This is a genomic window from Viscerimonas tarda (genome assembly GCF_054601255.1).
In genome coordinates, this window is sequence record NZ_BAAHWV010000014.1 from 57,081 (window position 1) to 82,496 (window position 25,416).

The 25,416-nt window shown below is 44.2% G+C and carries 20 protein-coding genes and 1 tRNA gene; 17 read left to right on the forward strand and 4 right to left on the reverse strand.

The genetic code is table 11. The features are described 5' to 3' along the window. Positions 1 to 42 precede the first annotated feature (42 nt). The 3 genes from gyrB to ACYPWY_RS08065 all read right to left on the reverse strand — a co-directional run bounded on the left by gyrB (position 43) and on the right by ACYPWY_RS08065 (position 5,226). On the reverse strand, positions 43 to 2,004 hold the full coding sequence (gyrB, locus tag ACYPWY_RS08055) for a DNA topoisomerase (ATP-hydrolyzing) subunit B (protein ID WP_459684960.1): 1,962 nt from the start codon (positions 2,002 to 2,004) through the stop codon (positions 43 to 45). A gap of 670 nt (positions 2,005 to 2,674) precedes the next feature. Then, entirely contained in the window at positions 2,675 to 3,565 is an 891-nt protein-coding gene (locus tag ACYPWY_RS08060) for a LuxR C-terminal-related transcriptional regulator (RefSeq protein WP_459684962.1), read from the reverse strand. After that, a complete protein-coding gene (locus tag ACYPWY_RS08065) occupies positions 3,562 to 5,226 on the reverse strand; it encodes an AMP-binding protein (RefSeq protein ID WP_459684964.1) in 1,665 nt (554 codons plus the stop codon). The genes ACYPWY_RS08060 and ACYPWY_RS08065 overlap by 4 nt, the downstream gene beginning before the upstream one ends. 139 nt (positions 5,227 to 5,365) lie before the next feature. Here ACYPWY_RS08065 and ACYPWY_RS08070 point away from each other — a divergent pair, with 139 nt between their 5' ends. From ACYPWY_RS08070 to ACYPWY_RS08095, 6 genes are all read left to right on the forward strand, one after another. Then, on the forward strand, positions 5,366 to 6,601 hold the full coding sequence (locus ACYPWY_RS08070; protein ID WP_459684965.1) for a nucleoside permease: 1,236 nt from the start codon (positions 5,366 to 5,368) through the stop codon (positions 6,599 to 6,601). A 130-nt stretch (positions 6,602 to 6,731) separates the two neighbouring features. Further along, on the forward strand, positions 6,732 to 7,673 hold the full coding sequence (locus ACYPWY_RS08075; protein ID WP_459684967.1) for a UDP-glucuronic acid decarboxylase family protein: 942 nt from the start codon (positions 6,732 to 6,734) through the stop codon (positions 7,671 to 7,673). A gap of 42 nt (positions 7,674 to 7,715) precedes the next feature. Then, a complete protein-coding gene (locus ACYPWY_RS08080; protein ID WP_459684969.1) occupies positions 7,716 to 9,395 on the forward strand; it encodes an LIC_10190 family membrane protein in 1,680 nt (559 codons plus the stop codon). A gap of 1 nt (position 9,396) precedes the next feature. After that, positions 9,397 to 10,110: a glycosyltransferase family 2 protein gene (locus tag ACYPWY_RS08085; RefSeq protein WP_459684970.1), complete on the forward strand. Its 714-nt coding sequence runs from the start codon at positions 9,397 to 9,399 to the stop codon at positions 10,108 to 10,110. Between the two features lie 16 nt (positions 10,111 to 10,126). Continuing rightward, a complete protein-coding gene (rsmI, locus tag ACYPWY_RS08090) occupies positions 10,127 to 10,795 on the forward strand; it encodes a 16S rRNA (cytidine(1402)-2'-O)-methyltransferase (RefSeq protein WP_459684971.1) in 669 nt (222 codons plus the stop codon). 101 nt (positions 10,796 to 10,896) lie between these two features. After that, positions 10,897 to 11,769, forward strand: a complete 873-nt coding sequence (locus ACYPWY_RS08095; RefSeq protein WP_459684972.1) for a Cbp1 family collagen-binding glycoprotein adhesin — start codon at positions 10,897 to 10,899, stop codon at positions 11,767 to 11,769. Positions 11,770 to 12,176: 407 nt separating this feature from the next. Here ACYPWY_RS08095 and ACYPWY_RS08100 read toward each other — a convergent pair whose 3' ends face one another. Then, on the reverse strand, positions 12,177 to 13,673 hold the full coding sequence (locus tag ACYPWY_RS08100) for a lipopolysaccharide biosynthesis protein (RefSeq protein ID WP_459684973.1): 1,497 nt from the start codon (positions 13,671 to 13,673) through the stop codon (positions 12,177 to 12,179). Positions 13,674 to 14,141: 468 nt separating this feature from the next. Here ACYPWY_RS08100 and ACYPWY_RS08105 point away from each other — a divergent pair, with 468 nt between their 5' ends. The 11 genes from ACYPWY_RS08105 (at position 14,142) to ACYPWY_RS08155 (ending at position 25,415) form a co-directional block, all read left to right on the forward strand. Beyond that, positions 14,142 to 15,947 (forward strand): AMP-dependent synthetase/ligase, encoded by a 1,806-nt coding sequence (locus ACYPWY_RS08105; RefSeq protein ID WP_459684974.1) that lies wholly within the window; start codon positions 14,142 to 14,144, stop codon positions 15,945 to 15,947. An 84-nt stretch (positions 15,948 to 16,031) separates the two neighbouring features. Further along, on the forward strand, positions 16,032 to 16,409 hold the full coding sequence (locus tag ACYPWY_RS08110) for a DUF3127 domain-containing protein (protein ID WP_459684976.1): 378 nt from the start codon (positions 16,032 to 16,034) through the stop codon (positions 16,407 to 16,409). A gap of 20 nt (positions 16,410 to 16,429) precedes the next feature. Then, positions 16,430 to 17,380 carry an NAD(P)-dependent oxidoreductase gene (locus ACYPWY_RS08115; protein WP_459684977.1) on the forward strand — a complete coding sequence of 317 codons (951 nt, stop codon included), beginning with the start codon at positions 16,430 to 16,432 and terminating at the stop codon, positions 17,378 to 17,380. An 85-nt stretch (positions 17,381 to 17,465) separates the two neighbouring features. After that, a tRNA-Lys gene (locus ACYPWY_RS08120) sits at positions 17,466 to 17,538 on the forward strand. A 435-nt stretch (positions 17,539 to 17,973) separates the two neighbouring features. Then, positions 17,974 to 19,110 carry a hypothetical protein gene (locus tag ACYPWY_RS08125; RefSeq protein WP_459684979.1) on the forward strand — a complete coding sequence of 379 codons (1,137 nt, stop codon included), beginning with the start codon at positions 17,974 to 17,976 and terminating at the stop codon, positions 19,108 to 19,110. A gap of 33 nt (positions 19,111 to 19,143) precedes the next feature. Continuing rightward, positions 19,144 to 20,397, forward strand: coding sequence for an urea ABC transporter substrate-binding protein (urtA, locus tag ACYPWY_RS08130; protein WP_459684980.1), 1,254 nt, complete (start codon positions 19,144 to 19,146; stop codon positions 20,395 to 20,397). Positions 20,398 to 20,454: 57 nt separating this feature from the next. Then, on the forward strand, positions 20,455 to 22,071 hold the full coding sequence (gene urtB, locus ACYPWY_RS08135; RefSeq protein WP_459684981.1) for an urea ABC transporter permease subunit UrtB: 1,617 nt from the start codon (positions 20,455 to 20,457) through the stop codon (positions 22,069 to 22,071). A 15-nt stretch (positions 22,072 to 22,086) separates the two neighbouring features. Continuing rightward, entirely contained in the window at positions 22,087 to 23,145 is a 1,059-nt protein-coding gene (urtC, locus tag ACYPWY_RS08140; protein WP_459684983.1) for an urea ABC transporter permease subunit UrtC, read from the forward strand. 7 nt (positions 23,146 to 23,152) lie between these two features. After that, entirely contained in the window at positions 23,153 to 23,926 is a 774-nt protein-coding gene (gene urtD, locus ACYPWY_RS08145) for an urea ABC transporter ATP-binding protein UrtD (protein WP_459684984.1), read from the forward strand. Next, positions 23,916 to 24,623, forward strand: coding sequence for an urea ABC transporter ATP-binding subunit UrtE (urtE, locus tag ACYPWY_RS08150; RefSeq protein WP_459684986.1), 708 nt, complete (start codon positions 23,916 to 23,918; stop codon positions 24,621 to 24,623). Before urtD ends, urtE begins: the two co-directional genes overlap by 11 nt. A gap of 45 nt (positions 24,624 to 24,668) precedes the next feature. Beyond that, positions 24,669 to 25,415, forward strand: coding sequence for an urease subunit gamma (locus tag ACYPWY_RS08155; RefSeq protein ID WP_459684988.1), 747 nt, complete (start codon positions 24,669 to 24,671; stop codon positions 25,413 to 25,415). Position 25,416 lies beyond the last annotated feature (1 nt).

A 25,416-nucleotide genomic window follows, 5' to 3' on the forward strand; every position in this document is an offset into this window, starting at 1 on the left:
ACCTGAAACTTTGAACCTTGAACTTTTGAACCTTTAACTTGCTTACGCGTCTATCTTCGCATAAGTAGCGTTCTCTTCTATAAATTCGCGGCGGGGGGCAACTTCTTCGCCCATCAGCATCGAGAAAATATGGTCGGATTCGGCTGCATTTTCTATTGTTACCTGGCGGAGGGTGCGGTACTCGGGATTCATTGTTGTGTCCCAAAGTTGTGTCGCGTTCATTTCGCCAAGACCTTTATAGCGTTGGGTATGAATAGCGTTTTCGTTACCATCGCCGTATTTGTCAATGAAATTCTGGCGTTGCCTTTCGTTCCAGCAATATTCTTCAACCTTGCCTTTTTTGCATAAGTACAAAGGTGGCGTGGCGATGTAAACGTATCCATTTTCTATCAATGGGCGCATGTGGCGGAAGAAGAACGTCAGAATCAACGTAGCAATGTGGCTTCCGTCCACGTCGGCATCGGTCATGATAACGATTTTGTGGTAGCGCAATTTGGCCATATTCAACTCTTTCGAGTCTTCGTCCGTGCCAATGGTAACGCCCAAAGCCGTATAAATATTCCTGATTTCTTCGCTTTCCAATACCTTGTGCTGCATGGCTTTTTCCACGTTCAGAATTTTTCCCCTCAAGGGAAGAATGGCCTGAAAACCACGGTCGCGACCTTGCTTGGCTGTACCGCCCGCCGAATCTCCTTCGACCAGGAATATTTCGCCTTCGGCAGGGTCTTTGCTCGAACAGTCGGCCAGTTTACCCGGCAAACCGCCACCCGAAAGCGGAGACTTGCGTTGAACCATTTCGCGCGCTTTGCGTGCGGCGTAGCGTGCTGTGGCTGCCAGAATAACTTTTTCGACAATTGTCCGTGCATCTTTCGGGTGCTCTTCCAAATAATTGCCCAAGGCTTCGCCTACGGCTTGGTCAACGGCGCCTATCACTTCGTTGTTGCCGAGTTTTGTTTTGGTTTGTCCCTCAAACTGAGGTTCGGCCACTTTTATTGATATAACAGCTGTCAGCCCTTCGCGGAAGTCGTCGCCGCTGATTTCAACTTTCACTTTTTCGAGCATCTTGGAGTCATCGGCATATTTTTTCAATGTCCTCGACAATCCGCGTCTGAAACCGGTGAGGTGAGTACCCCCTTCAATGGTATTGATATTGTTTACATACGAAAACACATTCTCGTTGTAAGAGGTGTTGTATGTCATTGCAATTTCGACAGGAATGCCCTGTTTTTCGGTAACTATATGAATAACATTATCCATCAGGGGTTCTTTCGATGAATCTATGTAGCGGGCAAATTCTTCCAATCCTTTTTCGGAGTAGAATTTCTCACTCTTAAAACTTCCGTCTTCACGCACACGGCGCTTGTCAATCAGCGTAAGGCTTACTCCTGCGTTGAGGAATGCCAATTCGCGCAGCCGCGAAGCCAGAGTGTCGTATTTATATTCGGTTACGATAAAAATGCTGTCGTCGGGTTTGAAGGTGATAGTTGTTCCGGTTTTGCTTGTTTCGCCGATAACCTCTACGCCATGCAAAGGCTTACCGCACGAAAAATCCTGCATATAAACTTTACTGTCTCTGAAAACTTCGGCTTTCAGGTAGATCGAAAGCGCATTTACGCAGGATACCCCCACGCCATGCAAACCGCCCGATACCTTATACGTTCCCTTATCGAATTTTCCTCCGGCATGAAGAACAGTCAACACTACTTCCAACGCCGATTTTTGTTCTTTTTCGTGAAAATCGACAGGAATACCGCGCCCGTTATCCTCTACTTTTATTGAGTTGTCTTCGTTGATTGTTACGATAATATCGTTGCAATAACCAGCCAAGGCTTCATCAATAGAGTTATCCACTACTTCATATACTAAATGATGCAAGCCTTTCTCGCCTGTGTCGCCAATATACATCGAAGGCCTCTTTCTTACGGCTTCCAAGCCCTCAAGCACCTGAATATTGTCGGCAGAATAGGCTCCGCTTGCTGCACTCTTTCTTTCTTTTTCTGTCATGTTTTTTCTTTTTATAACAACCCTATACACAGGGCTTTAAATCGAATTAAAAGGTTTCGCGAAAAACCTGACAAATATACGGATAAATCGCCGGAAAAACAACCTTTTTTAGTTTAAAGTTCAAGGTTCAAAATTTCGGGTTCGATTTTTAACCACGGAGTATTTTTCAGGGAATTTTTTTATGTAGGGTCGTGGTGTGCCACGTCTTTTCTGAGGACTTCTGGGCTCATCAGCAAACCCCTGTGTTTAACCCCCGAAATCATAGCCCATCGGGCTTACATATCAATAGAAGACAGTCTAATCCCCCATAATATTGTCCGTAGGACATTCACCGTTTCCGTGTATCCCCTACGGGGAAAATGACGAATCGGAATGCTATTTTTCTATTGATATGGATGTCCTGCGGACAATTGTCGTAAAAATAGATATCGCCCCTTGCGTGGCTTGGCAGGGAAAATTGACCGTCAATCCCTAAATCATGTTTCTCCTGTTCCTAACGGAACACTTTCAAATCTAATGTACCCTCATTGTGCGGAGCGTAAGAGGGCGAATAAAATTCTTTCTGTTTAGATTGTCTAATAGTTATGCCTAAACACAGGATTTTACTGGTGAGCCCCGATTACTCGTGGAACTCCGTGGTTAAGAATTTTGACCGAAATTTTGAACCCAATTAACCTATATCAATAGCTTCGGGCGAAATGTAGCCGTGGCTCAGGCAATAGAATGCGAGGCCCGATACGGTTTTTATGCCCAGTTTGGAGGTAATGTTTTTGCGGTGCGAAAGTACGGTGTTCAGGCTGATGTTCAGCTTGTCGGCAATTTCTTTGTTCAGGTGTCCGAGGGCTACCAGCTTCAGCACATCCAGCTCGCGTTGCGATATGGGCTGATGGGCGTCGGCCGGTTCGTGTTTACCTGCCCGAAGCAGGCTTTGCCAGTCGTCCACTCCCGATTCAACCAGCTCTTTTATCATAGGCTTCAGTATCTTGTCGCGGATGCGGTTGTGCTTGGCCAAGTCGGCTTGCAAACTATCCACAGAGAACAGTACGGCATAGCACAGGTTTTCGTTGAAAGTTCCCGAAATGTGTTTAATCAGAATATTTTTCATGTCCAGCAGCAAGATGTAGGAGAGGTCATCTTCTTCCATGTATTTCTCAATACCCGACATTCTGTTTTGAAATTCGCTTTTGAATTCGGCAAACAATTTATTCAACAATTTCAACTGTTTGCTGCCCGAATCGCTCATCGCAATAAAGGCATTGAGGTGCTTTTCGAGGTTGGGCAAATAGGCATTGATGTAATGCATGTCCGTTTTCCGCAAATAATCGGTAACCAGAATAATATCAAACTTTTGCAGTTTCTTTTCGGGGAAGAAATCTTCGTTCAGATAGGTATTCAGTATGGCGAGAAAGAAATCCTCGTTAAGCGAATACCGGGTGCAAATATGGGCAACTGTTTTGTCTTCCAATCCCAGTTTAATACCGAAACGGTTGATTACAGGTACCAAGAAATGGTATTCGGCAATCAGGTCAGACAAAACAGTTGTCGATTTAATAAAAATCATTTTTCAAAAAGCGTCTGGTGCATAAATCTTCGTATGCTGCGTTTAGGCGTTTTTTCAAATTCGGCGGAACGTATTCTGAACTTCGATACCTGGCTATAACTTGGCAGTTTCTTGTTCAGCTTCTTAATTTCACCGGCAAAGATGTCTTCGAGTTGTGCCGGTTCGATATTGTTTACCTTCATCTGCTCGGGATCGGGAACAATCAGCGCTACCAGTTTGCTGTTTTCTTCAATGATAAGCGATTCTAAAACGTATGGATAGTTATTCAGCAATCCTTCAATGTCTTCGGGGTAAATATTTTGCCCCGATGGGCCTAGAATCATCGACTTGTTGCGTCCTTTTATATAAATGTATCCGCCTTTGTCTATTACGCCCAAATCGCCGGTATGCAACCAGCCGTCTTTATCGAGCACGTCGTGGGTAGCTTCCGGGTTTTTGAAATAGCCCGACATCACGTTCATTCCTTTGATGAGGATTTCACCCGAAACTTTTTCCTGATCGGGCGAATCTATTTTTACTTCCATCCTGTCGATTATTTTTCCGCAGGATGCCGGACGGTATGTCGCCCAATAATCGTAACTGATAAGCGGGCCGCATTCCGTCATTCCGTAGCCAACGGTATAGGGGAAGTTTATTTTTGTGAGGAAATCGCCGACTTCCTTATTCAGCGCTGCGCCACCGATAACCAGTTCAATCAGGTTTCCACCGAATACTACCATCAGCTTGTCCAACACTTGTTTGTATATCTTATTTTTTACAACCGGCAACTTTAATAGTGTCTTGACCGGTTGCTTGTTCAATTCCACCAAGACCTTGTTTTTGATAATTTTTTCGATAATAAGCGGTACGGCTATAACCAGTGTTGGTTTTACGCGGGCAAAAGCCTCCATTATAACTTGAGGCGAAGGCACCCGCGTCAGGAAATTAACATGACAACCTTTGGCTATCGAAAGCAATATCTCGAATGCCAATCCGTACATGTGAGCCATTGGCAGCAAGGATACAATGCCGTCTCCGGTTTTCACAAAGGGTATGCTGTCGATAGCAAAGCGCGTGTTCGACCACAAACTGCGGTAGGGCACCATAACTCCTTTTGGCGTGCTGGTTGTTCCCGATGTGTAGTTGAGCACAGCCAGTTCTTCGGGTTGTTCCACATAAAACTTCACATCGTCTTTCGTAAAGCCCAAGGGGTATTTTTCCTGAAAAATGCCTTCCCTGTTCAGGCAGGTAGCAATCAGCTTTTCGGAACGGGATTTCAAAACCGAGAAATCTTCCATTAGCATGATTGTTTCCACGTATGGCATTTCTTCGGGGTTGAGCTTATCCCATACATATTCGCCCACGAACAAAATTTTGGCTTCGGAGTGGGTTACTATATTGTGGATGCTTTCGGTGTTGAAATCGTGCAATATGCTGGTTGCTACTGCTCCGTAAGAAAGTGTTGCAAAAAAGGCCACAGCCCAGTTCGACATGTTCCGCCCGCAGAGAGCAATCTTGTCTCCTTGCTTAACGTCCAGTATTTCGAACAACATGTGCATTTCGGCTATTTTTCGCCCGAAGTCTCCGTAGGTGTAGGTCTTGCCGTTGTAATCGCTCAACGCAGGAAGATCCCAATTGTGTTTTATGCTTTCCTCAATGAGAGGTAGAAATCTATTTTCCATGTTTTTTATAATTTAAGATTACAAATATATAATTCTAAATACGAATCCAAAACTTTTTTGCCCATTAAGTTGTTAAAAAAGAAAATTCGATTAAGAAATATTATCTTTACCATTAACTATACTTTAAATTTAGAATGCTATGAATGTAAAATGCAGACTTACGGTGATGAATTTTCTCCAATATGCTGTTTGGGGGTCGTGGTTAATTTCTTTAGGCGCTTATCTGGGCGGAAATCTCCATTTTGAAGGTTTTCAGATTGGCAGTTTCTTTGCCACTATGGGCATTGCCTCGTTGTTTATGCCGGCTATCACGGGCATTGTTGCCGATCGCTGGATTCCGGCGCAAAAAGTGCTGGGTATTTGCCACATTATAGCAGCCTTGTTTCTGATAGTGGCGGCTCCACAAACCGAATATGCCTTGCTGTATCCCTTCATTCTGTTGAGCGTTATGTTTTATATGCCCACTATTGCCCTGTCTAACTCGGTAGCCTACAATGCGTTGAGTCTGGCCGGACTGGATGCGGTTAAAGCATTTCCGCCCATCCGCGTTTGGGGGACGGTAGGTTTTATTTGTGCTATGGTGGCGGTCGATTTACTTGGATTTGCCTCTACGTCCAATCAGCTGTACTTGTCGGCAGGCTTGGGGCTTATGCTGGGTATTTATTCTTTCACCTTGCCCGATTGTGCAATAAACAAAAATATAGAAAAGAGATCGTGGGTCGATAACATGGGACTGCGTGCATTTTCGCTGTTCAAGCAAAAGAAGATGGCTATTTTCTTCGTGTTCTCCATGTTGTTGGGCATGTCGCTACAAATTACGAATGCGTTTGGAAATGATTACCTGACAAATTATTTTGGACAAATAGCCGACTATCAGGGTACCTTTGGCGTAGAACATGCCAATATATTAATATCGCTTTCGCAACTCTCCGAAACCCTGTGCATTTTGCTTATCCCGTTCTTCCTGAGGAAGTTTGGTATTAAAAAGGTCATGCTCATTTCCATGCTGGCCTGGGTGTTCAGGTTTGGTTTGCTGGGCGCAGGCAATCCCGGCGGTGGCGTGTGGATGCTCATCCTGTCGATGATTGTGTATGGCGTGGCATTCGATTTCTTCAATATCTCGGGTTCGCTGTTTGTGGAACAGGAAACCGATAGCTCTATTCGTTCCAGCGCACAAGGTGTTTTTATGATTATGACCAATGGTTTTGGCGCTTTCATAGGTTCGTATGCAGCCGGCAGCATGGTGGATATTTATGGCTGGCCGAATTCCTGGTTTATTTTTGCCGCCTACGCTTTGGTGGTAACCATTGCATTTGCCCTGATTTTTAAATATAAACACAATGTGCAAGCGGTGCAAACGCACGAAAAATGTTAGAGCCTGCTTGTTAAGGCTTTCAGCCTTAGCTTGGCGGACTTCTTTTATACGTTTGCCCACAAGTTATTCTTTTTTTTCATTATCACAAAATAATGCTAACTTTGCAGGAAAAAATAGCACAGAACACCCAATGCGAAGAAAAAAGATTTTAGTAACAGGAGGAGCCGGATTTATTGGCTCCCACTTGTGTGAAAGGTTGCTGAACGAAGGCAACGAAGTAATCAGCCTCGACAACTATTTCACCGGCTCGAAAACCAACATTATCCATTTGATGGATAATCCTTATTTTGAAGTGATAAGGCACGATGTCTCCAATCCGTTTTTTATAGAAGTGGACGAAATATACAACCTGGCATGTCCTGCATCGCCGGTACACTACCAGCACGATGCCATACAAACCATTAAAACTTCGGTTATGGGGGCAATCAACATGCTGGGATTGGCTAAGAGGTTGAACATAAAAATATTGCAGGCTTCCACCAGCGAAGTGTATGGAGACCCTGTAATACATCCGCAAGTGGAATCGTATTGGGGAAATGTAAATCCTATCGGCATCCGTTCGTGTTACGATGAGGGCAAGCGCTGTGCCGAAACATTGTTTATGGATTACCACCGTCAAAATAATGTGAAAATCAAAATCATCCGCATTTTCAATACCTACGGGCCAAACATGAACCCGAATGATGGACGTGTTGTTTCAAATTTCATTGTTCAGGCGCTGAGGAACGAGGATATTACTATTTTTGGCGATGGTTTGCAAACGCGCAGTTTCCAATATGTTGACGATTTGATAGAAGGGATGGTGAAAATGATGGCTACCGGCGACTCGTTCACCGGCCCTGTGAATATAGGCAACCCGGGCGAATTTACCATGCTGGAACTGGCGCAACAAATTATAGAGCTGACCGGCTCAAAATCCCAAATAGTTTATCGGCCCTTGCCGAGCGACGACCCCAAACAGCGGAAACCAAACATCGAACTGGCAAAAAAGCAGTTGGATTGGGAACCCAAAATAAAACTGCGCGAAGGGCTTATAAAAACAATCGAATATTTTGACGGCGTAATACGCTGATAATATACTTGTGATTAAAAGCTATCCCCAAGAGAAGATTGTATGTTGAGTATTCTTATTTCGTGGTTGATAATCTCTTTTATTTTCTTCGTATTCGGAAAAATACTGGTTGGTTTGTGCCGGATATTTGATAAGAAAAGCGAATATGGCTTATTCGACACGTTCTTCTTGGGCGTTTGCTTTGCCGGGTCAACGCTTCCAGTTATCTCCTTTCTGTTTCCGGTAAATGGCGCTATTCTCTGGCTGTTTTTAGTTATAGCCGCCTGCTATACCGTTTATTTGTACCGCTACAAAAAAGATTATTTTCTGTTTGATATTTATACCCGACTCAAATCCTTGCCTTTGCTTGCAAAGGGATTGCTTGCATTGCTTATCCTCGTTGTGGGGCTTTACAGTCTATTACCACCACTCGTTTGGGATACCCGGTTGTATTATTTGCAGGCCATGATGTGGAACGAAAGCTATCGTATAATACCCGGATTGGCAAATCTGCATGGCCGTTTCGGGTTCAATTCCAATTTACTGTTGATGTCTTCGGCTTTTTCGCTAAAAGATTTGTTCGGCTTTCGTCCGTTCGGCTTATTGGGCTTGAATCTGATAGTGATGCTAAGCTGGGTTGTTCTGAAAATTGTTCAATCGAAAACCGTTTGGCTGAAATTGGCATTGTCTTTTTTCGTTTTCATTTTTCTACATTGTTATAGCGAATTTATATCTTCACCTTCAACAGACGTATTACCCAACATTTTAGTTTCGTATATATTGTTAAAGGCTTTTCTCGATAAAGATGCGTTGACGAAAAACCCTTTAGTATTCTGGGCGCTTCCCATTTTTTCGCTCACACTTAAGCTGTCTGTTATCCCCATTTGTTTGCTTTCGTTGTTCGTATTGATCGCGTTTATCAAAAGGAAAGCGGGCAAACCAACGCTGGCGTTACTGGTCATTGCTTTGCTGATAATAGCGCCATGGTGTGTGCGCAACATCTTGTTGACCGGCTATTTAATTTATCCTTTTCCGGCTGTTGATTTATTCTCTTTCGATTGGAAAATACCTGTCGAACTGGTTAAAATAGAAAAAGAATATGTTTCGTCATGGGCTAAAACGCCCGGACTAACAATTGAACAGTTCAACGAAATGTCTTCTATCGAGTGGATGAAAATCTGGCTGCTAAAGTATATCAACTACGGCAAATTGTATCTGTCTACATTCTGTTTGGCGGGCATATCCCCCGTTATATTGCTATGGCTAAAGAAACGTAACGCCGCTGTAAATACATCGCAAATTGTTGTGTGGATTACCGCAGTTCTTGGTTCAATCTTTTGGTTTATCATGGCGCCTGATGTACGGTTCGGTTTTTCATTTATTCTTATGGCAGGGATTATTCCTGTAATGATGTTTGATATATCCGTCAAAAAAGACTTTCTTTGCAAAGGAATTTATGTAATTTTGTTTGCCGGTCTCGTTTATGTGGCTGTTTTGTCAGAAAAACAGTTTGAAGAGAATATCAGGGACAAATCGCTTGTTTCGTTTCTGTATTCGCCTCAAACATTGCAGGCCGACGGCGCCGAATGCAACTCCTACCGCGTAGGAAACACAGAGCTTTACATATCCGCCTCGGGCTTTTGCGGCGATGCATGTTTCCCCTGTATAATCACAGACCCCAATATACTTGAAATGCGAGGCGACAAAATAGAAGACGGTTTTAGAACAATAAATATAAAATAATATGAAACTTTCAATCGTAATTCCGGCTTATAACGAAGCCAAAACTATACACCTTATCCTCAATAAGGCGCTTGACGTAGAACTTATCAACAACATAGATAAAGAAATTATTATAGTAAACGACTGTTCAAAAGACAACACCGTTGAAATAGTGAATGAATATATCAGCCAGCACGACAAATACGACATAAAGTTATTCGACCAGCCACAGAATATGGGTAAAGGGGCAGCCCTGCACCGCGGAATTGCCGAAGCTACGGGCGATTTTATCATTATTCAGGATGCCGACCTCGAATACGACCCCGAGGAATATAACATCTTGCTTAAACCCATATTGGACGGTTTTGCCGATGTGGTTTACGGCTCGCGTTTTATGGGTGGAAAACCGCACCGTATCTTGTTTTTCTGGCATTCGATAGGAAATAAGTACCTCACTTTCTTCTCCAACATGCTCACCAACCTCAACCTGACCGACATGGAAACTTGCTACAAAATGTTCAGGGCAGATATTATTAAAGGGCTGAAGTTGCAAGAAAGGCGTTTTGGCTTTGAACCGGAAGTTACGGCCAAAATAGCTAAAATACGCGGAATAAGAATATACGAAGTGGGCATATCATACTACGGACGGACGTATGAAGAAGGCAAGAAAATAGGATGGAGAGACGGTGTCAGAGCATTCATCTGCATGGCAAAATATTCGCTGTTCTCGAAATAACAACCGATAGATAGCAATGGGAAAACTGTATGTTGTACCTACACCGGTAGGGAATCTCGAAGATATGACCTTCAGGGCAATACGCATTCTGCGAGAATCGGATTTGATTCTGGCGGAAGATACCCGTACTTCGGGTTTCCTGCTGAAACATTTCGAGATTCAAAACCGAATGCAGTCTTACCACAAGTTCAACGAGCACAAAAGCATTTCGCATATTATCGACCGGTTGACCGGCGGAGAAAACATCGCCCTGATTTCGGATGCCGGAACACCCGGCATATCCGACCCGGGGTTCCTGATTGTGCGCGAATGCATTAAAGCCAACATAGAGGTGGAATGCCTGCCCGGCGCTACGGCATTTGTTCCGGCCCTGGTAGCATCGGGGATACCTTCGGACAGGTTTTGCTTCGAGGGGTTTCTCCCTGTGAAAAAAGGCAGGGCAACACGCTTGCGCGAATTGTCGGAAGAAACACGCAGCATTGTTATTTACGAATCGCCCTACCGGGTGCTCAAAACACTTACGCAACTTGCCGGATATTTTGGCGAAGACCGGTATGCCGCTACCTCCCGCGAAATCTCAAAACTTCATGAGGAAACCGTCAGGGGAACACTCTCGGAACTGGTTAACTATTTTGAAACAAACGAACCTAGAGGCGAATTTGTATTAATTGTATCGGGAAAATAGAAATAATATCCAAAATAGAATTATCTTTGGGGCTTATAAAATCGTTATCTGTTAATATTAGAAGCAACTATTTAGATTAAGAAAATTAAAACTGTTTGATTATGAAGAAATTAATGTTTGTTTGTCTATGCGTTGGCTTATTGGCTTCGTGTGATGTGAAGAACTCGGACGAATACAAAACCATACAGGCGCAAAACGATTCTCTGATGAAAGCAACTGCTCAGAGCAATGCGGAGTTAACTGAATCTATGGATATTATCAATACCATAGAAGAAAATTTCAACCAAATTAAAGAAGCTGAAAAATATCTGGCGGTAGAATCGAAAAGTAAAGGTGATATGAATGCAAGTACAAAAACGCAGATCACCGACAACTTCAACATGATTAATGACATACTGCTAAAAAACAAAAAGGAAATCGAAAACCTGAATAGCAAGCTGAAAAGCAGCAAAGGTCAGTTGACCGGTCTGACTGCTACCATCGAACGCCTGAACAAAGAACTGGAAGAAAGAGCGGCGTCTATCGTTTCGCTTCAGGAAGCCTTAACCGAACGCGACAAAGAAATAGCTGCATTGAATACAAATATCGGACGGTTGAGTTCTCACGTCAACAACCTGTCGGATCAGGTGATGGATCAGGCATCAACAATCAAGGAACAAGACCGCGCGTTGAACACGGCCTATTATGTATTCGGCACCTCAAAAGAATTGAAGGAAGCTAAAATTGTATCCGGCGGATTCCTCTCATCCTCCAAAGTAATGAAAGAATCTATCGACAAATCGAGCTTTGTTGCTGTGGATATACGCGATACAAAAGCAATACCTGTTTATGCCAAAAAAGCCAAAGTGCTTTCCGAACATCCAAAAGCCAGCTACTCGTTGGATAAAGATGCCAACGGCCAAATAGTTATTAATATCTTGGACTATAAGAAGTTCTGGAGCGTAACTCCATACCTGGTAGTTCAGGTGAATTAAATTACTGTCATTGCGGGCCTGACCCGTAATCTCCTAACAAATAGTGTAAAGACGTCCAATTTGGGCGTCTTTGCTGTTTATTGCCCCCTTGTTTGATTTGTAAAGTGTAGGGCCGTGTAGGGGCGTATGGCATACGCCCGCTGCCGCGAACAGATTTAAACGGGAATTCTCGTAAATTTTTCCTGATTACATTGTAGAGACGTGGCATGCCTCGTCTGGTATTTGTCGTTGCTGCTCATTCGCGGAAGCAGACGTGGCACGCCACGTCTCTACAATATCATTTGATTTAAAGTAGCCCATTCGCGGCAACGGGCGTATGCCATACGCCCCTACAAATGCGGCGTCCAAATCGTCGTCAATGGTCGCGGTACGCCACGACCCTACAACCTGAAACTTTGAACTTTAAATCATTTCCCGAAATACCTGTTAATAACAGGTATCTCGCTCAAGGGCAAATCTCGTTTGATAATGATGGTGGCAAAGGCAAAAAGAAAGACTGTCCGGTAGGCTAAACGGAGGATTTCGTTTTCTATATCGGGCGCCATCGCTGCCATGTAGCAACCGAAAGCCAGCGTCGAATAGAGCATGATTGTTTTCAATTCGTACTTCACCGGATAATTTTTTTGCCCAAACAGGTAAGATAGCAGCATCATCACCAAATTGCAGAAAAACGATGCCCATGCGCTGGCCACATACCCATATATCGGGACGAAGATGATATTTATAGCAACAATAACAGCGCATCCACACATCGAAAACAGGGCTCCGTAGTATGTCTTGTCTATCAGCTTATACCAAAGCGACAAGTTGAAATAGATGCCGAAAAATATTTCTCCTGCCATAACGATGGGTACAACATGTATCCCCTCAAAATAATTGGCGCCTATAAAATATTTCAGAATGTCGATGTAAAACATCACCGCAAGGAAAATAAACAGGGCAAATATAACAAAGTATTTCATCGCAATGGCGTACGATAACTTGTTGTCTTTATCCTTGTGCTGTGCAAAAATAAAAGGTTCGTAAGCATACCTGAAGGCTTGGGTAAACATGGTCATCACTACCGCTATTTTGGTGCAGGCTCCGTATATGCCCAGTTGGCTGAATCCTTCGTCTTCGCTTTCAAACAAAAAGGGGTACAGCATCCTGTCCACCGTTTGATTCATCACGCCGGCCAGGCCCAAAAGCAGCAGTGGAGCAGTATATCGCAGCATCCGCCGGAAAAGCGCCTGATCGAAAGTGTATTTAAAGCCCGTCAGTTCGGGGATATTCAGTAACAGTGTTGCGAGAGAAGAAATGAGGTTGGCCACAAAAATATAGCCGATGCCGTAATCGGGATTATAAAACCAGTCGATTAATTGCGGATTCGATTGATGAATTTGGGGGCAAATGATAAGAAAAAACACATTCAGCGATATATTCAGCAATATGCTCACAAATTTGAGGCTTGCAAACCGGACAGGCCGTTTTTTGTAACGAAGATAGGCAAACGGAATGCTGGTGAATGCATCAAGAGCAACCGTCAAGGCCATGATAAATATATAGTCCTGATGATTGGCATAGCCCATCCACGAGGATATAGGCGTCAGAAACGACAAACAGACCAAAATAAACAGCATGGACGTAGAAGCCAGCGAAATGAGGGTGGTAGAATAGACGCTACCGGCATTCTCTTCTTTCTTGTTGATATACCGGAAAAAAGTGGTTTCCATTCCGTAGGTGAGCAGCACCATAACGAAGGCTGTGTAAGCGTATATGCTGGTAACGATGCCGTATTCGCCGGTATCGGTAAATATGCGGGTGTACATCGGCACGAGGCACCAATTCAAAAAACGGGCAACGATACTGCTCAAGCCATAGATTGCCGTATCTTTTGCCAGGCTTTTCATTCCATTTCCGGCCATGGTTTTTTTTGCAAAGGTAATGTTTTAAGTTTAAAGTTCAAGGTTGTAGGGGCGCGATTAATCGCGCCCTTACGAATTCAAGGTTGTAGGGCAGACGCATGAAAAATTTTAGAAACACTATTACGAATGGGATTCCTCCCTTTGGTCGGAATGACTGTCTCCTTTTTGGGAGAGGGGAGTAGGAAGCGGAGGCGAAGCCGCCGCTTCCTACTCCCTTAAACCACCCATAGGCGAGTCATTCCGACCAAAGGGAGGAATCTCCTGCTCATATCAGCAACTTTACCGAAAGGCATAAGCAGTAAAATTTTTCATGGTTTGCCCTGGTTCAGGTTGTAGAGTCGTGGCGTGCCGCGACTATTGGCGGCGAAATTCATATCCCTATTGCCACATTAATGCTTAGTTTTTCACTTATCACTTTCAGTTTTTCACTTATTTCTCTATCTTTGTAAAAAAAATACCGAAAATCCTATGAGCTACTATCATCTTGCCGAGTTAATTCATCAGCGTGCTATTAAATACAAGTCGAGAACCGTTTTGAAACACTGGGATCAGGATGAAAAGAAATGGAAATCCATCTCCTGGATCAAATTTTCGGATGCTATCATGAAAACGGCCTGGGCAATGGCCGAGCTGGGCGTTGATATTCAGGACAGAATTGGGGTTTATTCCCAAAATATGCCTCAGTACCTGATGGCGGACTTTGGCGCTTATGCCAACCGTGCCATATCTGTTCCCATTTATGCCACATCGTCCCCTTCCCAAATCGAATACATCGTTAACGATGCCAATATCAGCGTCCTTTTTGTCGGGGAACAATTCCAGTACAACAATGCATACAAGGTGCAGCAGGAATCGTCGGTGCTGAAAACGCTGATTGTTTTCGACCCGAAAGTGAAGTTTCATCCAAATGATACAACTTCTGTCCGTTTCGCCGATTTTATTACGACCGGCGAAAATTCGTCAGCCGAAGTCAAGGTGTCGGTAAGGATGAAAGGCATTGGCGAACAAGATACGGCCTGTATCATTTACACTTCGGGAACAACCGGCGAACCAAAGGGGGTTGTGCTCCAACACTCCTCGTTTATGGAAGTCTTCCGAATACACGATATACGCTTGACGATGGTTTCGGACAGGGATATGTCGATGAATTTTCTGCCCTTAGCCCATATCTTTGAGCGTGCCTGGACCTACTTTGCCCTGCACACCGGTATGACTATCATTATCAATCAGGATGCAAAGGAGATACAGAAATCAATCAAGCAGATTCACCCCACCATTATGTGTAGCGTTCCCCGTTTTTGGGAGAAGGTGTATATTGGCGTTCGTGAAAAAATAGACTCGTCGAGAGGCTTGATGAAGTGGCTGTTTCGTGATGCCGTCAGAACCGGTAAAAAATACAACCTCGATTACAAAAACAACGGGATAAAACCGCCGTTGGGCAACAGGATAAAATTTTCACTTTACAACCTGACTATTTATAAAGCCCTGAAACTGGTCATCGGTATTGATAAGGGGAACATATTTCCTTGTGCCGGCGCACCCTTATCCGAAGCGATTAACGAGTTTCTGGTTTCGGTGAATATTCCTATTCTGATAGGTTACGGCCTCACCGAAACCAGCGCTACGGTTAGCTTTTTCCCGCAACAAGGCTTTGTGATAGGTTCGGTAGGGACAATCATGCCGAATGTGCAGGTAAGAATTGGCGAGAATGACGAAATTTTGGTCAAAGGCAAAACGGTGATGAAGGAGTACTACAATAAACCCGAAGAAACGGCAAAGGTTTTTACCGAAGATGGATTCTTCCGTACAGGCGATTCGGGGGCATTGTCGGCGAATAATACCTTGTCGCTGAAGGAACGGCTGAAAGATTTGTATAAAACATCTAACGGAAAATATGTGGCTCCCCAGGCCATCGAAACCCGGTTGAGTGTCGATAGATTTATAGATATGGCGGCAGTTATCGGTGATGAGCGGAAGTTTGTTACCGCCCTGATTGTACCCGATTATGCAGTTCTGAAACAGTGGGCAGAAGAGCAGCAGTTAGGATATGCAGACATGAACGAGTTGCTGAATAAGAAAGAGGTAAATTTAATGATTGCCGGTCGTATTGAGCTACTCCAGGCCGATTTGGCTTCGTACGAAAAAGTGAAGAAATTTGTCCTGTTGCCCGAGGCTTTCACGATGGAAAGCGGCGAGTTGACAAACACATTGAAGCTGAAACGCCGCTTTGTGAACGATAAATACAAGGAAGTGATTGATAAAATGTATGAATAATAGCCCCCTCCAACCTCCCCCAAGGGTGAGACTTTTTGACTCCCCTCCTTTGGAGGGGTTGGGGGAGGTGTAAATGTTTAAAATATGCAATTAGTAGCTAAATTGGTTCAGATTCTTCCTTTGCAAACAGGTGCGGGAAGAAACGGAGAATGGAAAAAACAAGATGTGATTGTTGAAACAGATGGGGCATATCCCAAAAAGATTTGTGTCTCGATGTGGGGCGATAAAATAAACGAATCGGTATTGCAGATAGGCAATATGCTTGATTTATCGTTCGATGTAGAGAGTAGGGAATATAACGGTCGCTGGTACACCGATGTAAAAGCATGGAAAGTGGATCTGGCCGCACGGGGCGAAGGCGCAGCTGCACCTGCCTACGAACAGGCGCCACCCCCAACACCTGCTTCTCTCGCTCCTCCGGTTGATTTTTCGGGCGATAACGGAGACGATTTGCCTTTTTAAATTTGTTTTTTGGAGTTGGTATGAAGAAAATATTGCTGGGATATAAGTTTAAAAGAGAAGGTTTCTCGGCATTGGAGGAGAATTTTGAACTGGTTTATCCCGAGAAAGAATATTTCGGAAAAGAGGAACTGCTTGATATGCTTCCCGCCTTTGATGTCCTTGTCCCCAGTTTCAAATTCCATACAGGGAAAGAAATTATTGACCGGGGGCATAACCTGAAACTCATCGCCAATTTTGGAGTAGGCTACAATAATATAGATGTAGAATATGCCTCACTAAAAGGCATTACCGTAACAAATACGCCTTACGCTGTACTGGAGCCAACAGCCGAACTTTGTTTTGGACTGATATTGGCAACCGCACGGAGAATAGCTTTTTACGACAGGCATCTGCGCAGGCCGGAGGGTTTGTCGTGGGGACTTTACGATAATCCGGGCATTTCGGTCTATGGAAAAACATTGGGCATATACGGCATGGGGCGAATTGGCCAGGCCGTAGCTCGACGCGCCATCGCTTCGGGGATGAATATTCTCTACTACAACAGGCATCCCTTGGCAAAGGAAATAGAAGAAAAATACAATGCTCGCTACGTTGACTTTGACGAGCTGCTGGCATCCTCCGATTTTTTATCGTTGAATGCCCCTGCCACTCAAGCAACCTATCGTGTGATAGGCGAAAAGGAACTGGACAAGATGAAACAGTCGTGCATCCTTATAAATACCTCACGAGGAAGTTTGGTTGACGAACAAGCTTTGATTGAAGCCCTGAAACAAGGTAAAATAGCAGGAGCCGGACTTGATGTGTACGAAAATGAGCCTCGTTTCAGTACCGGATTAAAAACGCTTGAAAACGTTGTGCTGACGCCACATGTAGGAACACAAACGGTTGAAGACAGGGGAAATATGCAGAAAGAAGTCGTGTCGAATATACTGGGATACTTTGCCGGAGAAGCAATATCGAAAGTGAATTGAGAATATTTGAGAATAAAAGGATAAAAAAGTCTTGTATTTCAGGATTTTTGTTTTACCTTTGCGCTCGCTTTTCAAGCAAACCGGAGATTCCGTAGCTCAGCCGGTAGAGCACATCACTTTTAATGATGGGGTCCTGGGTTCGAATCCCAGCGGGATCACAAAAAACCGAAGTAAAACATAGTAAAATCCTGATTTTCATTGAAAATCGGGATTTTTGTTTTAAAAGTTCATGCCCACTTTCTAAATCTCACGCTCACCAGTAAAATCCTCACCACACCCATCATATTTAAGAAATCTATCATTCCTCTTCATTTCTATCAATAAAATATCAATAATAATATTTTAATGTAAAATGCATGTAATTAGTATCATAATGGTAGATTTATATTGATAATCTATCCTATTGCTCATTTTTTAACTAATAAACTTTCAAAATGTTTTGCTTGTTTGAAAAATATACTCTTACTTTGCGTACGTATTTCAGTAATCAACGAAGCGCTTCAAATTATTAATTAGTTATTCATTTATTTTTTACTATTATGGATTGTTACAAAAAAAGGTTATCTGTTCTATCTTTATCAGCAGTCTCTCTTATGAGCTGTTTAGGTAGTTATGCGCAAGGAAGCGGCGAAAGCGAAGAGTTTAAGCCTTCATTTCACGCAGGTTTATTAATGCATACGTATGCAAGCGCTCAACAAAAAGGTTTTGGCAGCTCGCTCGAATCAGGTTCTGCGGACTCTTGGGATGTGGGGGCTAGCTTGTACAGGGCCAGGATTATGACCGAAGCCCGGTTGACTAAAAAGGATTATATTTTCGTAGAAACAGAATTGACCTCTTCTTTGGGGGGAAGCGATAAAGCAGCTGCCATAAAGATTCTGGATGCGCAATATGATCATATTTTCAGCGACCAGCTTGTTGTTTCGGCTGGTAAAATACTGGTATCGCACAACCGCAATGGCTTACAGACAGCCAGTACGCTTATGGTCAACGATTTCACCTATTTTCAGTATCCTTACAACATGTCCGAAAGCAGTCCGTTGCAAAACGACTTGGGACGCGATATTGGGGTGAACATCAGCGGGGGATTCCTGAAAAATAAACTTAAGTACCGTTTGGGGGCTTTTGCCGGAAGACGCGAATTTGAGGGACAAGACAAATCGCCGTTACGTACGGTTGGTCGCTTGGAGTATAACTTTCTGGATATTGACAAGTATTCGGGTACCAACTTGGGCGTAGGAGAGACATTTACCCTGGCCGGCGGTTTTGATACGCAAGGTACATACGTAGCTGCAGGGCTGGATGCTTACTTGGATTATCCATTGAGCGAAGCAGGTTCTATCACCCTGAATGCCGCATGGGCACACCTCACAGGTGGCAACGACCTCACTAAAAAATACTCTTTTGCATCCATGATTCCCACCCAGAATACGCAATTGCTCGAATTGGGGTATTATTTCAAATCCTGCAAAATTCAACCTTGGATACGTTACGAAAAGCAGGATGTGAGTTCCGAAAGCAATCAAAGAGCTGGCTTGAGCGCCGAATCTTTTGACAAATTGAATACTTCTACTGTTTTCGGAGGTGGCCTCAGTTACTTCTTCAACGGCTACAATACCAATCTTAAATTGTCGTACGTGTCGATGACAAAAGGCGTATTACAGGCCACAGGCGACATTGAAGACAAATCTTACGGACAGGTGTGGCTGCAACTACAACTTTGCCTGTTTTAAAAACGAATCAAAAAAAATAAATAACAGGAAAATATGAAAAAATTAGTATCAAAGATATGCTACGCGCTATCTATCACAGCTCTATCATTTGCCACAGTAGCCTGTTCGGGCGGTAAAACGCAAGAGGGCGATAAAAAAGCCGACGAAAACACCGTAGAAATAGGTATTCTCCACTCCCTCAGCGGAACAATGGCCATATCCGAAGTGTCGCTCCGCGATGTATTGTTGATGGGTATTGACGAAATCAATGCTTCGGGCGGAGTGCTGGGGAAACAAATCGTACCCAAAATAGTCGATCCGGCTTCCGATTGGGATTTATTCGCCGAAAAATCGAAGGAATTATTGAGCCAGGACAAAGTAAGTGTGGTGTTCGGTTGCTGGACATCCGTTTCTCGCAAATCGGTATTGCCTGTGTTTGAGGAATATAAAGGCTTGCTTTTTTACCCCGTTCAATACGAAGGACAGGAATGTTCACCCAACATCATCTATACGGGAGCAACGCCCAATCAGCAGTTGATACCTGCCGCTCAGTACCTTATGAGCAAAGAAGGCGGAGCATACAAAAAATTCTATTTGCTTGGAACGGACTATGTATTCCCACGCACGGCAAACACCATTCTTAAAAACTTTTTGTTGGCGCAAGGTGTTCCTGCCGAAAATATTATCGAAGAATATACCCCTTTCCACCACCAGGATTATCAGACAATTGTGTCTAAAATCAAACGTTTTGCGGCATCGGGTGGCGCGTGTGTGCTGAGTACCATCAACGGCGACAGCAACGTGCCTTTCTACAAAGAGTTTGCCAATCAGGGGATGAGCTCATCGGTTTGCCCGATTATGGCATTCTCGGTTGCCGAAGACGAATTAAGAGCGATGGATACCGAATTTTTAGTGGGACACCTGGCTGCATGGAACTATTTCGAGTCTATCAAAACTCCCGAAAATTTCAAATTTGTCGAAAACTTTAAAAATTACTGCAAGGCTCAAAATCTGCCCGGAGGCGACGAACGCGTTACCGATGACCCGATATGCTGGTCGTACACCGGTTTGTATTTGTGGAAAGCTGCTGTAGAAAAAGCCGGTTCTTTTGAAGTGGAAAAAGTCATCGCTGCCTTGTCCGACATGGAAATCAGTTCGCCGTCGGGTACGGTGAAAATGCACACCGACAATCACCACTTGGCAAAGAAAGCGATAATCGGCGAAATCAGACCCGACGGTCAATTCGATATTATCTGGGAAACAGAAGGCTTGGTGATACCTGAGCCATTCAGCGAATATGCTAAATAAGTAAGCGCTATATACGAGGCTTTTCATATCTGATTAATGTAACTAAATGATTACTCCATGAGATTTTTAACACTCATTGTAATATTATTGGTAAATGTGGCTGTTAGCAACTTGTCTGCCCAAATTGAAAGGGCAGACAAGGCTATAGCCTTGATTTTAAGCAACGATGAAGATCGAATGGATGAGGCGGTTAGCTTCCTGGCCGATAAACGCGATGCCGCGACCTTCCATTTTATTGATGCCGCTGTAAACGGTAATCTATACAAATACAACGATATAGCAGTCGGCGTTGAGCACGACAGTAAGGCGGATAGTTATTACCGGCTTTATCCGCTATATGAAAAAATAGATGAGACAGAACTCAGGAAAGAGGAGCTCGTCCAAGTGAAAGTATCTCGCACTAACAGGCTGGCGTTCAACACAATTATGCATCTCGTCAATTTGGAAAGCAGCAAAGATGACTTGCGTATATCGGCCTACAAGCAAGTGGCAACTTCTGCCGACCCCGATATGTTGAAACTACTGGAAACTTATTGCGACAAAGAAGAACAAGAAACCGTAAAATTGGCTGCCGAACAGGCAATCAACGTGCTACGGCTTACTGTCGGAGACGACAGTCAACAAAAAATAGCCCTCGATTACTTCGGAGCTAAAAACAACAACGAAACATTGCCCGTACTGAACGAATACATCAAACGGGAAAATATAAAAAATGAAAATCGCGAAATTGCCGAAAAATACATAAGCGACATAGAATCTGACCAGCAAGTGGCCGAAATTGCTCAAAACATATTCAGCGGGCTGAGCCTGGGAAGCATCCTTTTGCTGGTGGCTCTCGGCCTTTCGATTATATACGGCTTGGCGGGCATCATCAACATGAGCCACGGAGAATTCATCATGATTGGCGCCTATACCACCTATTGTGTACAGCAGTTCTTTATAAATAACCTTCCTCAGGCATGGCTCGACATGGCATTTTTCCTGTCGCTACCCATCTCGTTTATCGTGGCCGCCCTTTTTGGCTTAGCTATCGAACGCCTGATTATCAGGCATCTTTATAGCAAGCCGCTCGAAAGTCTGCTGGCAACATGGGGTATCAGCCTGATACTTATTCAAATAGCCCGAAATATTTTTGGAGACCTGACTTCGGTAAAAGCTCCTGCCGTTTTATCGGGTGGTTTTGAAATAATGGATGGACTGATATTGCCATACAACCGGCTGTTTATTATGATATTAAGCGCTCTTATATTTATTTTGGTGTATCTCCTTTTCCAAAAAACACGCTTGGGTATCAAAATCAGGGCGGTTACGCAAAACCGCAACATGAGCGCCTGCGTAGGCATATCGACAAAGAAAATCGACATGACCACATTTATGATAGGTTCGGGACTGGCCGGTATCGCCGGATGCGCCATTACGCTGATAGGCAATGTAGTACCCAATATGGGGCAAACCTATATAGTCGATTCTTTCCTTGTGGTGGTAACCGGTGGCGTTGGGAAACTGATAGGATGCGTAGTATCGGGGCTGAGCATGGGTATTTTCAGCAAATTTTTCGAGATTGAATTTGAAGCAGTTTACGGAAAGGTGCTGATGCTGGTACTGATAATTGTGTTCCTCCAATACAAATCAAAAGGATTATTTCCCGATAAAGGCCGGATTGGTGATGATTAATAAAATTGACTAGTTATGAAAGATAAATTACTCTACATATTGTTTCTACTCGTATTCATGATTCTGATGCCTGTCGCAAATGTCTTAGGGCTGGTGGATATTAATACGGTAACGCTTTGGGGACGCTATTGCTGCTTTGCAATTGCCGCTATCGGCGTCGATCTCATCTGGGGATATACGGGTATTATGACAATGTGCCACGCCTTCTTCTTTTGCTTGGGCGCTTATGGGATGGGCATGTATATGACCGTCGCCAATCTGCCTGACGGACAGGCCGTTCCCGATTTCATGTCGTGGAACCAAGTGCAATCATTGCCTTTTTTCTGGGTTCCTTTTCAAAATCTTCCGGGGGCTATCATTTTCGGATTGCTTGTTACCGGTTTGTTCGCTTTCCTGTTCAGCTATTTTATATTCCGCAGAAGAATCAAAGGCGTATTTTTCGCCATCATTACACAAGCTTTGGCCTTGGCTATGTATTTGCTTTTTTCGCGCAACGAGACCATGCTCGGCGGATCGAACGGACTTACCAACTTCCGGTATTTGCTCGGATTCGACTTGCACTCCACCGATGTAAAATTGGGGCTTTATATGATTACGATACTCATGCTTGCCCTCATCTTCTTCCTGTCGAAGCAACTAACGGCCTCTAAATTTGGGAAAGTGCTTATCGGTATTCGTGATAGCGAATCGCGGCTACGATTTACCGGATACAAAGTTGTCAGTTACCAAACGGCCATATTTGTTATCGGAGCTATTATCGCTGCTATTGCCGGTATGCTCTACCTGCCTCAAACCGGTATTATAACACCCGGACGCATGGATGTGAAAGCATCCATCGAAATGCTGATATGGGTGGCGCTGGGCGGACGTGGCAATCTGAAAGGCGCTGTGGCGGGTGCGTTAATTGTAAACGTGCTGTACAGCACATTCACTTCGCTGATGCCCGAAGCATGGCCTTACATACTGGGCGCGTTGTACATAATCACTGTTCTTTATATGAACAACGGCGTTACAGGCCTGTTGGGGACTATTGGCAATAAATTAAGAATCACAAAATTATCAACCTCTAAATAATACGATTATGCTGTCTATTTCAAATCTAAATGTGTCTTTCGGTGGTGTACAGGCTTTAAATATGGGCAGTTTTGAGCTGCGAAACAAAGAGTTACGGGTTATTATCGGCCCTAATGGAGCCGGCAAATCCACCTTCATGGACGTCTTGTGCGGAAAAACGCCGCCGATGGACGGAAATGTGTTGTTTAAAGGGAAAAACCTGATTGGCAAAACCGAAATAGAAATAGCCCGGATGGGTATCGGTCGCAAGTTTCAGAAACCATCTGTTTTCGAGGGGCTTACCGTATTCGATAACCTGATGCTCGGACTAAAGTCGAAAAAAGGCTTCCTGTCGTCTATGTTCTTTAAATTGTCGCAGGAACAATCGGACAAAATTTTGGATGTGGCTCATCGGGTCAATCTGGATAAAGAGCTGGATTCGCTGGCCGGTTCGTTGTCGCACGGCCAAAAACAATGGCTCGAAATAGCCATCGTCCTGCTGCAAGACCCCGACCTGATGCTGATTGACGAACCCGCAGCAGGCATGTCGGACTCCGAAACAGCCCGAACAGGCGAACTGCTTTGCGAACTTGCAAAAGACAACGGCGTCATCGTCATCGAGCACGATATGCACTTTGTGGAACAAATAGCGCAGGAAAAAGTTACCGTTTTGGTTCATGGCGAAATCCTGACCGAAGGAACATTTGATGAAGTGAAAAACAACCAGGCGGTCATCGACTGCTATCTGGGGGTGCCCTCACAACAAGAAAATAATAGAAACCACTGTTGTTATGGAAGCTGAAACAATTCTGGAAACAAAAAATATTCAGGCCGCCTACGGAGAAAGCCGGATATTGTGGGGGGTAGATATGCAAGCCCAAAAAGGGAGTGTAACAACAATCATGGGTCGCAATGGCGTGGGTAAAACAACCTTGTTGCGCACAATTATGGGCTTGGTAAGAACCAAAGAACCGATTGTGTTCAAAGGCGAAGAAATACAAAACCGCTCTACTTATAAGCGGGCCAAACGGGGTATCGGCTATGTACCCCAAGGAAGGGAAATAATCCCCAAACTAACCGTATATGAAAACATCCTGATAGGGACAGAATCGCGTAACGACTCGATGCGCTCGTTCGACGAAGACGAAATTTACGGCTTGTTTCCTATCCTGAAAGATTTTCGCAATCGCCTGGGGGGTAATCTGAGCGGCGGACAGCAGCAGCAGTTGGCCATCGCCCGCGCGCTGGTCGGAAAACCCGATTTGCTGATTCTCGACGAACCGACCGAAGGGATACAGCCATCCATTACATTTGAGATTGCCGATGTTTTGAACCGCTTGGTACAGCGTGGCCTCAGCATTTTGCTGGTGGAGCAGAAACTGGACTTTGCCCGTCGCCTTTCGGACTATTACTACATAATGGACAGAGGAAAAATGGTGAAACACGCCGATAAGAAACAAATTGATTTTGATGAGCTAAAGAAATATTTATCAGTATAAACCCACAATGCGCCAATTGGGGCGCATTCGTATATCGTTAACAATATGAGACTTACACCAAGAGATGTTGAAAAATTAATGTTGCATACAGCTTGCGTAGTAGCACAGAAAAGATATGCAAGAGGATTGAAATTGAATTACCCGGAGGCCATAGCGCTTATATCGGGGCAATTGCTCGAATTCATCCGGGACGGACATAGCTTGTCCGAATTAACCAAATTGGGCAAAGAAATTCTGGGAACAGACGATGTGATGCCCGGTGTGGCCGGCATGATAGAGCAGGTACAGGTGGAAGGAACCTTGCTTGATGGCACCAAACTGGTATCCGTGCATCACCCCATCTGTCAAAAAACGGCAAATCCCGGACTGGCTTTGTATGGCTCTGGATTAACGCGAGCTGCTACCAATATAGATACCGACAACAGTATGCATGTGGAACCGGGAGCCATTGAAACATTGGCCGAGCCTATCACCTGCAATGCCAACCGGAAAACAATCAGCCTGAAAGTTACCAATACCGGAACGCGTCCTATCCAAATTGGCTCGCATTGCTGTTTTGAGGAAACAAACAAGGCCCTTTCCTTCGACCGGAAAGCCGCTATCGGTTTCCGCCTGAATATTCCGGCAGGAACAGCCGTACGCTTCGAAGCCGGTGAAACAAAACTGGTGGAACTGGTGGAACTGGCCGGAGACAAACTCATATTCGGAGGCAACGGATTAGTGAACGGATCGTACGAGAACAAACAAGATAAAATTGCAATCACTTTGCAGGAACAAGGTTTTACCAACTAAA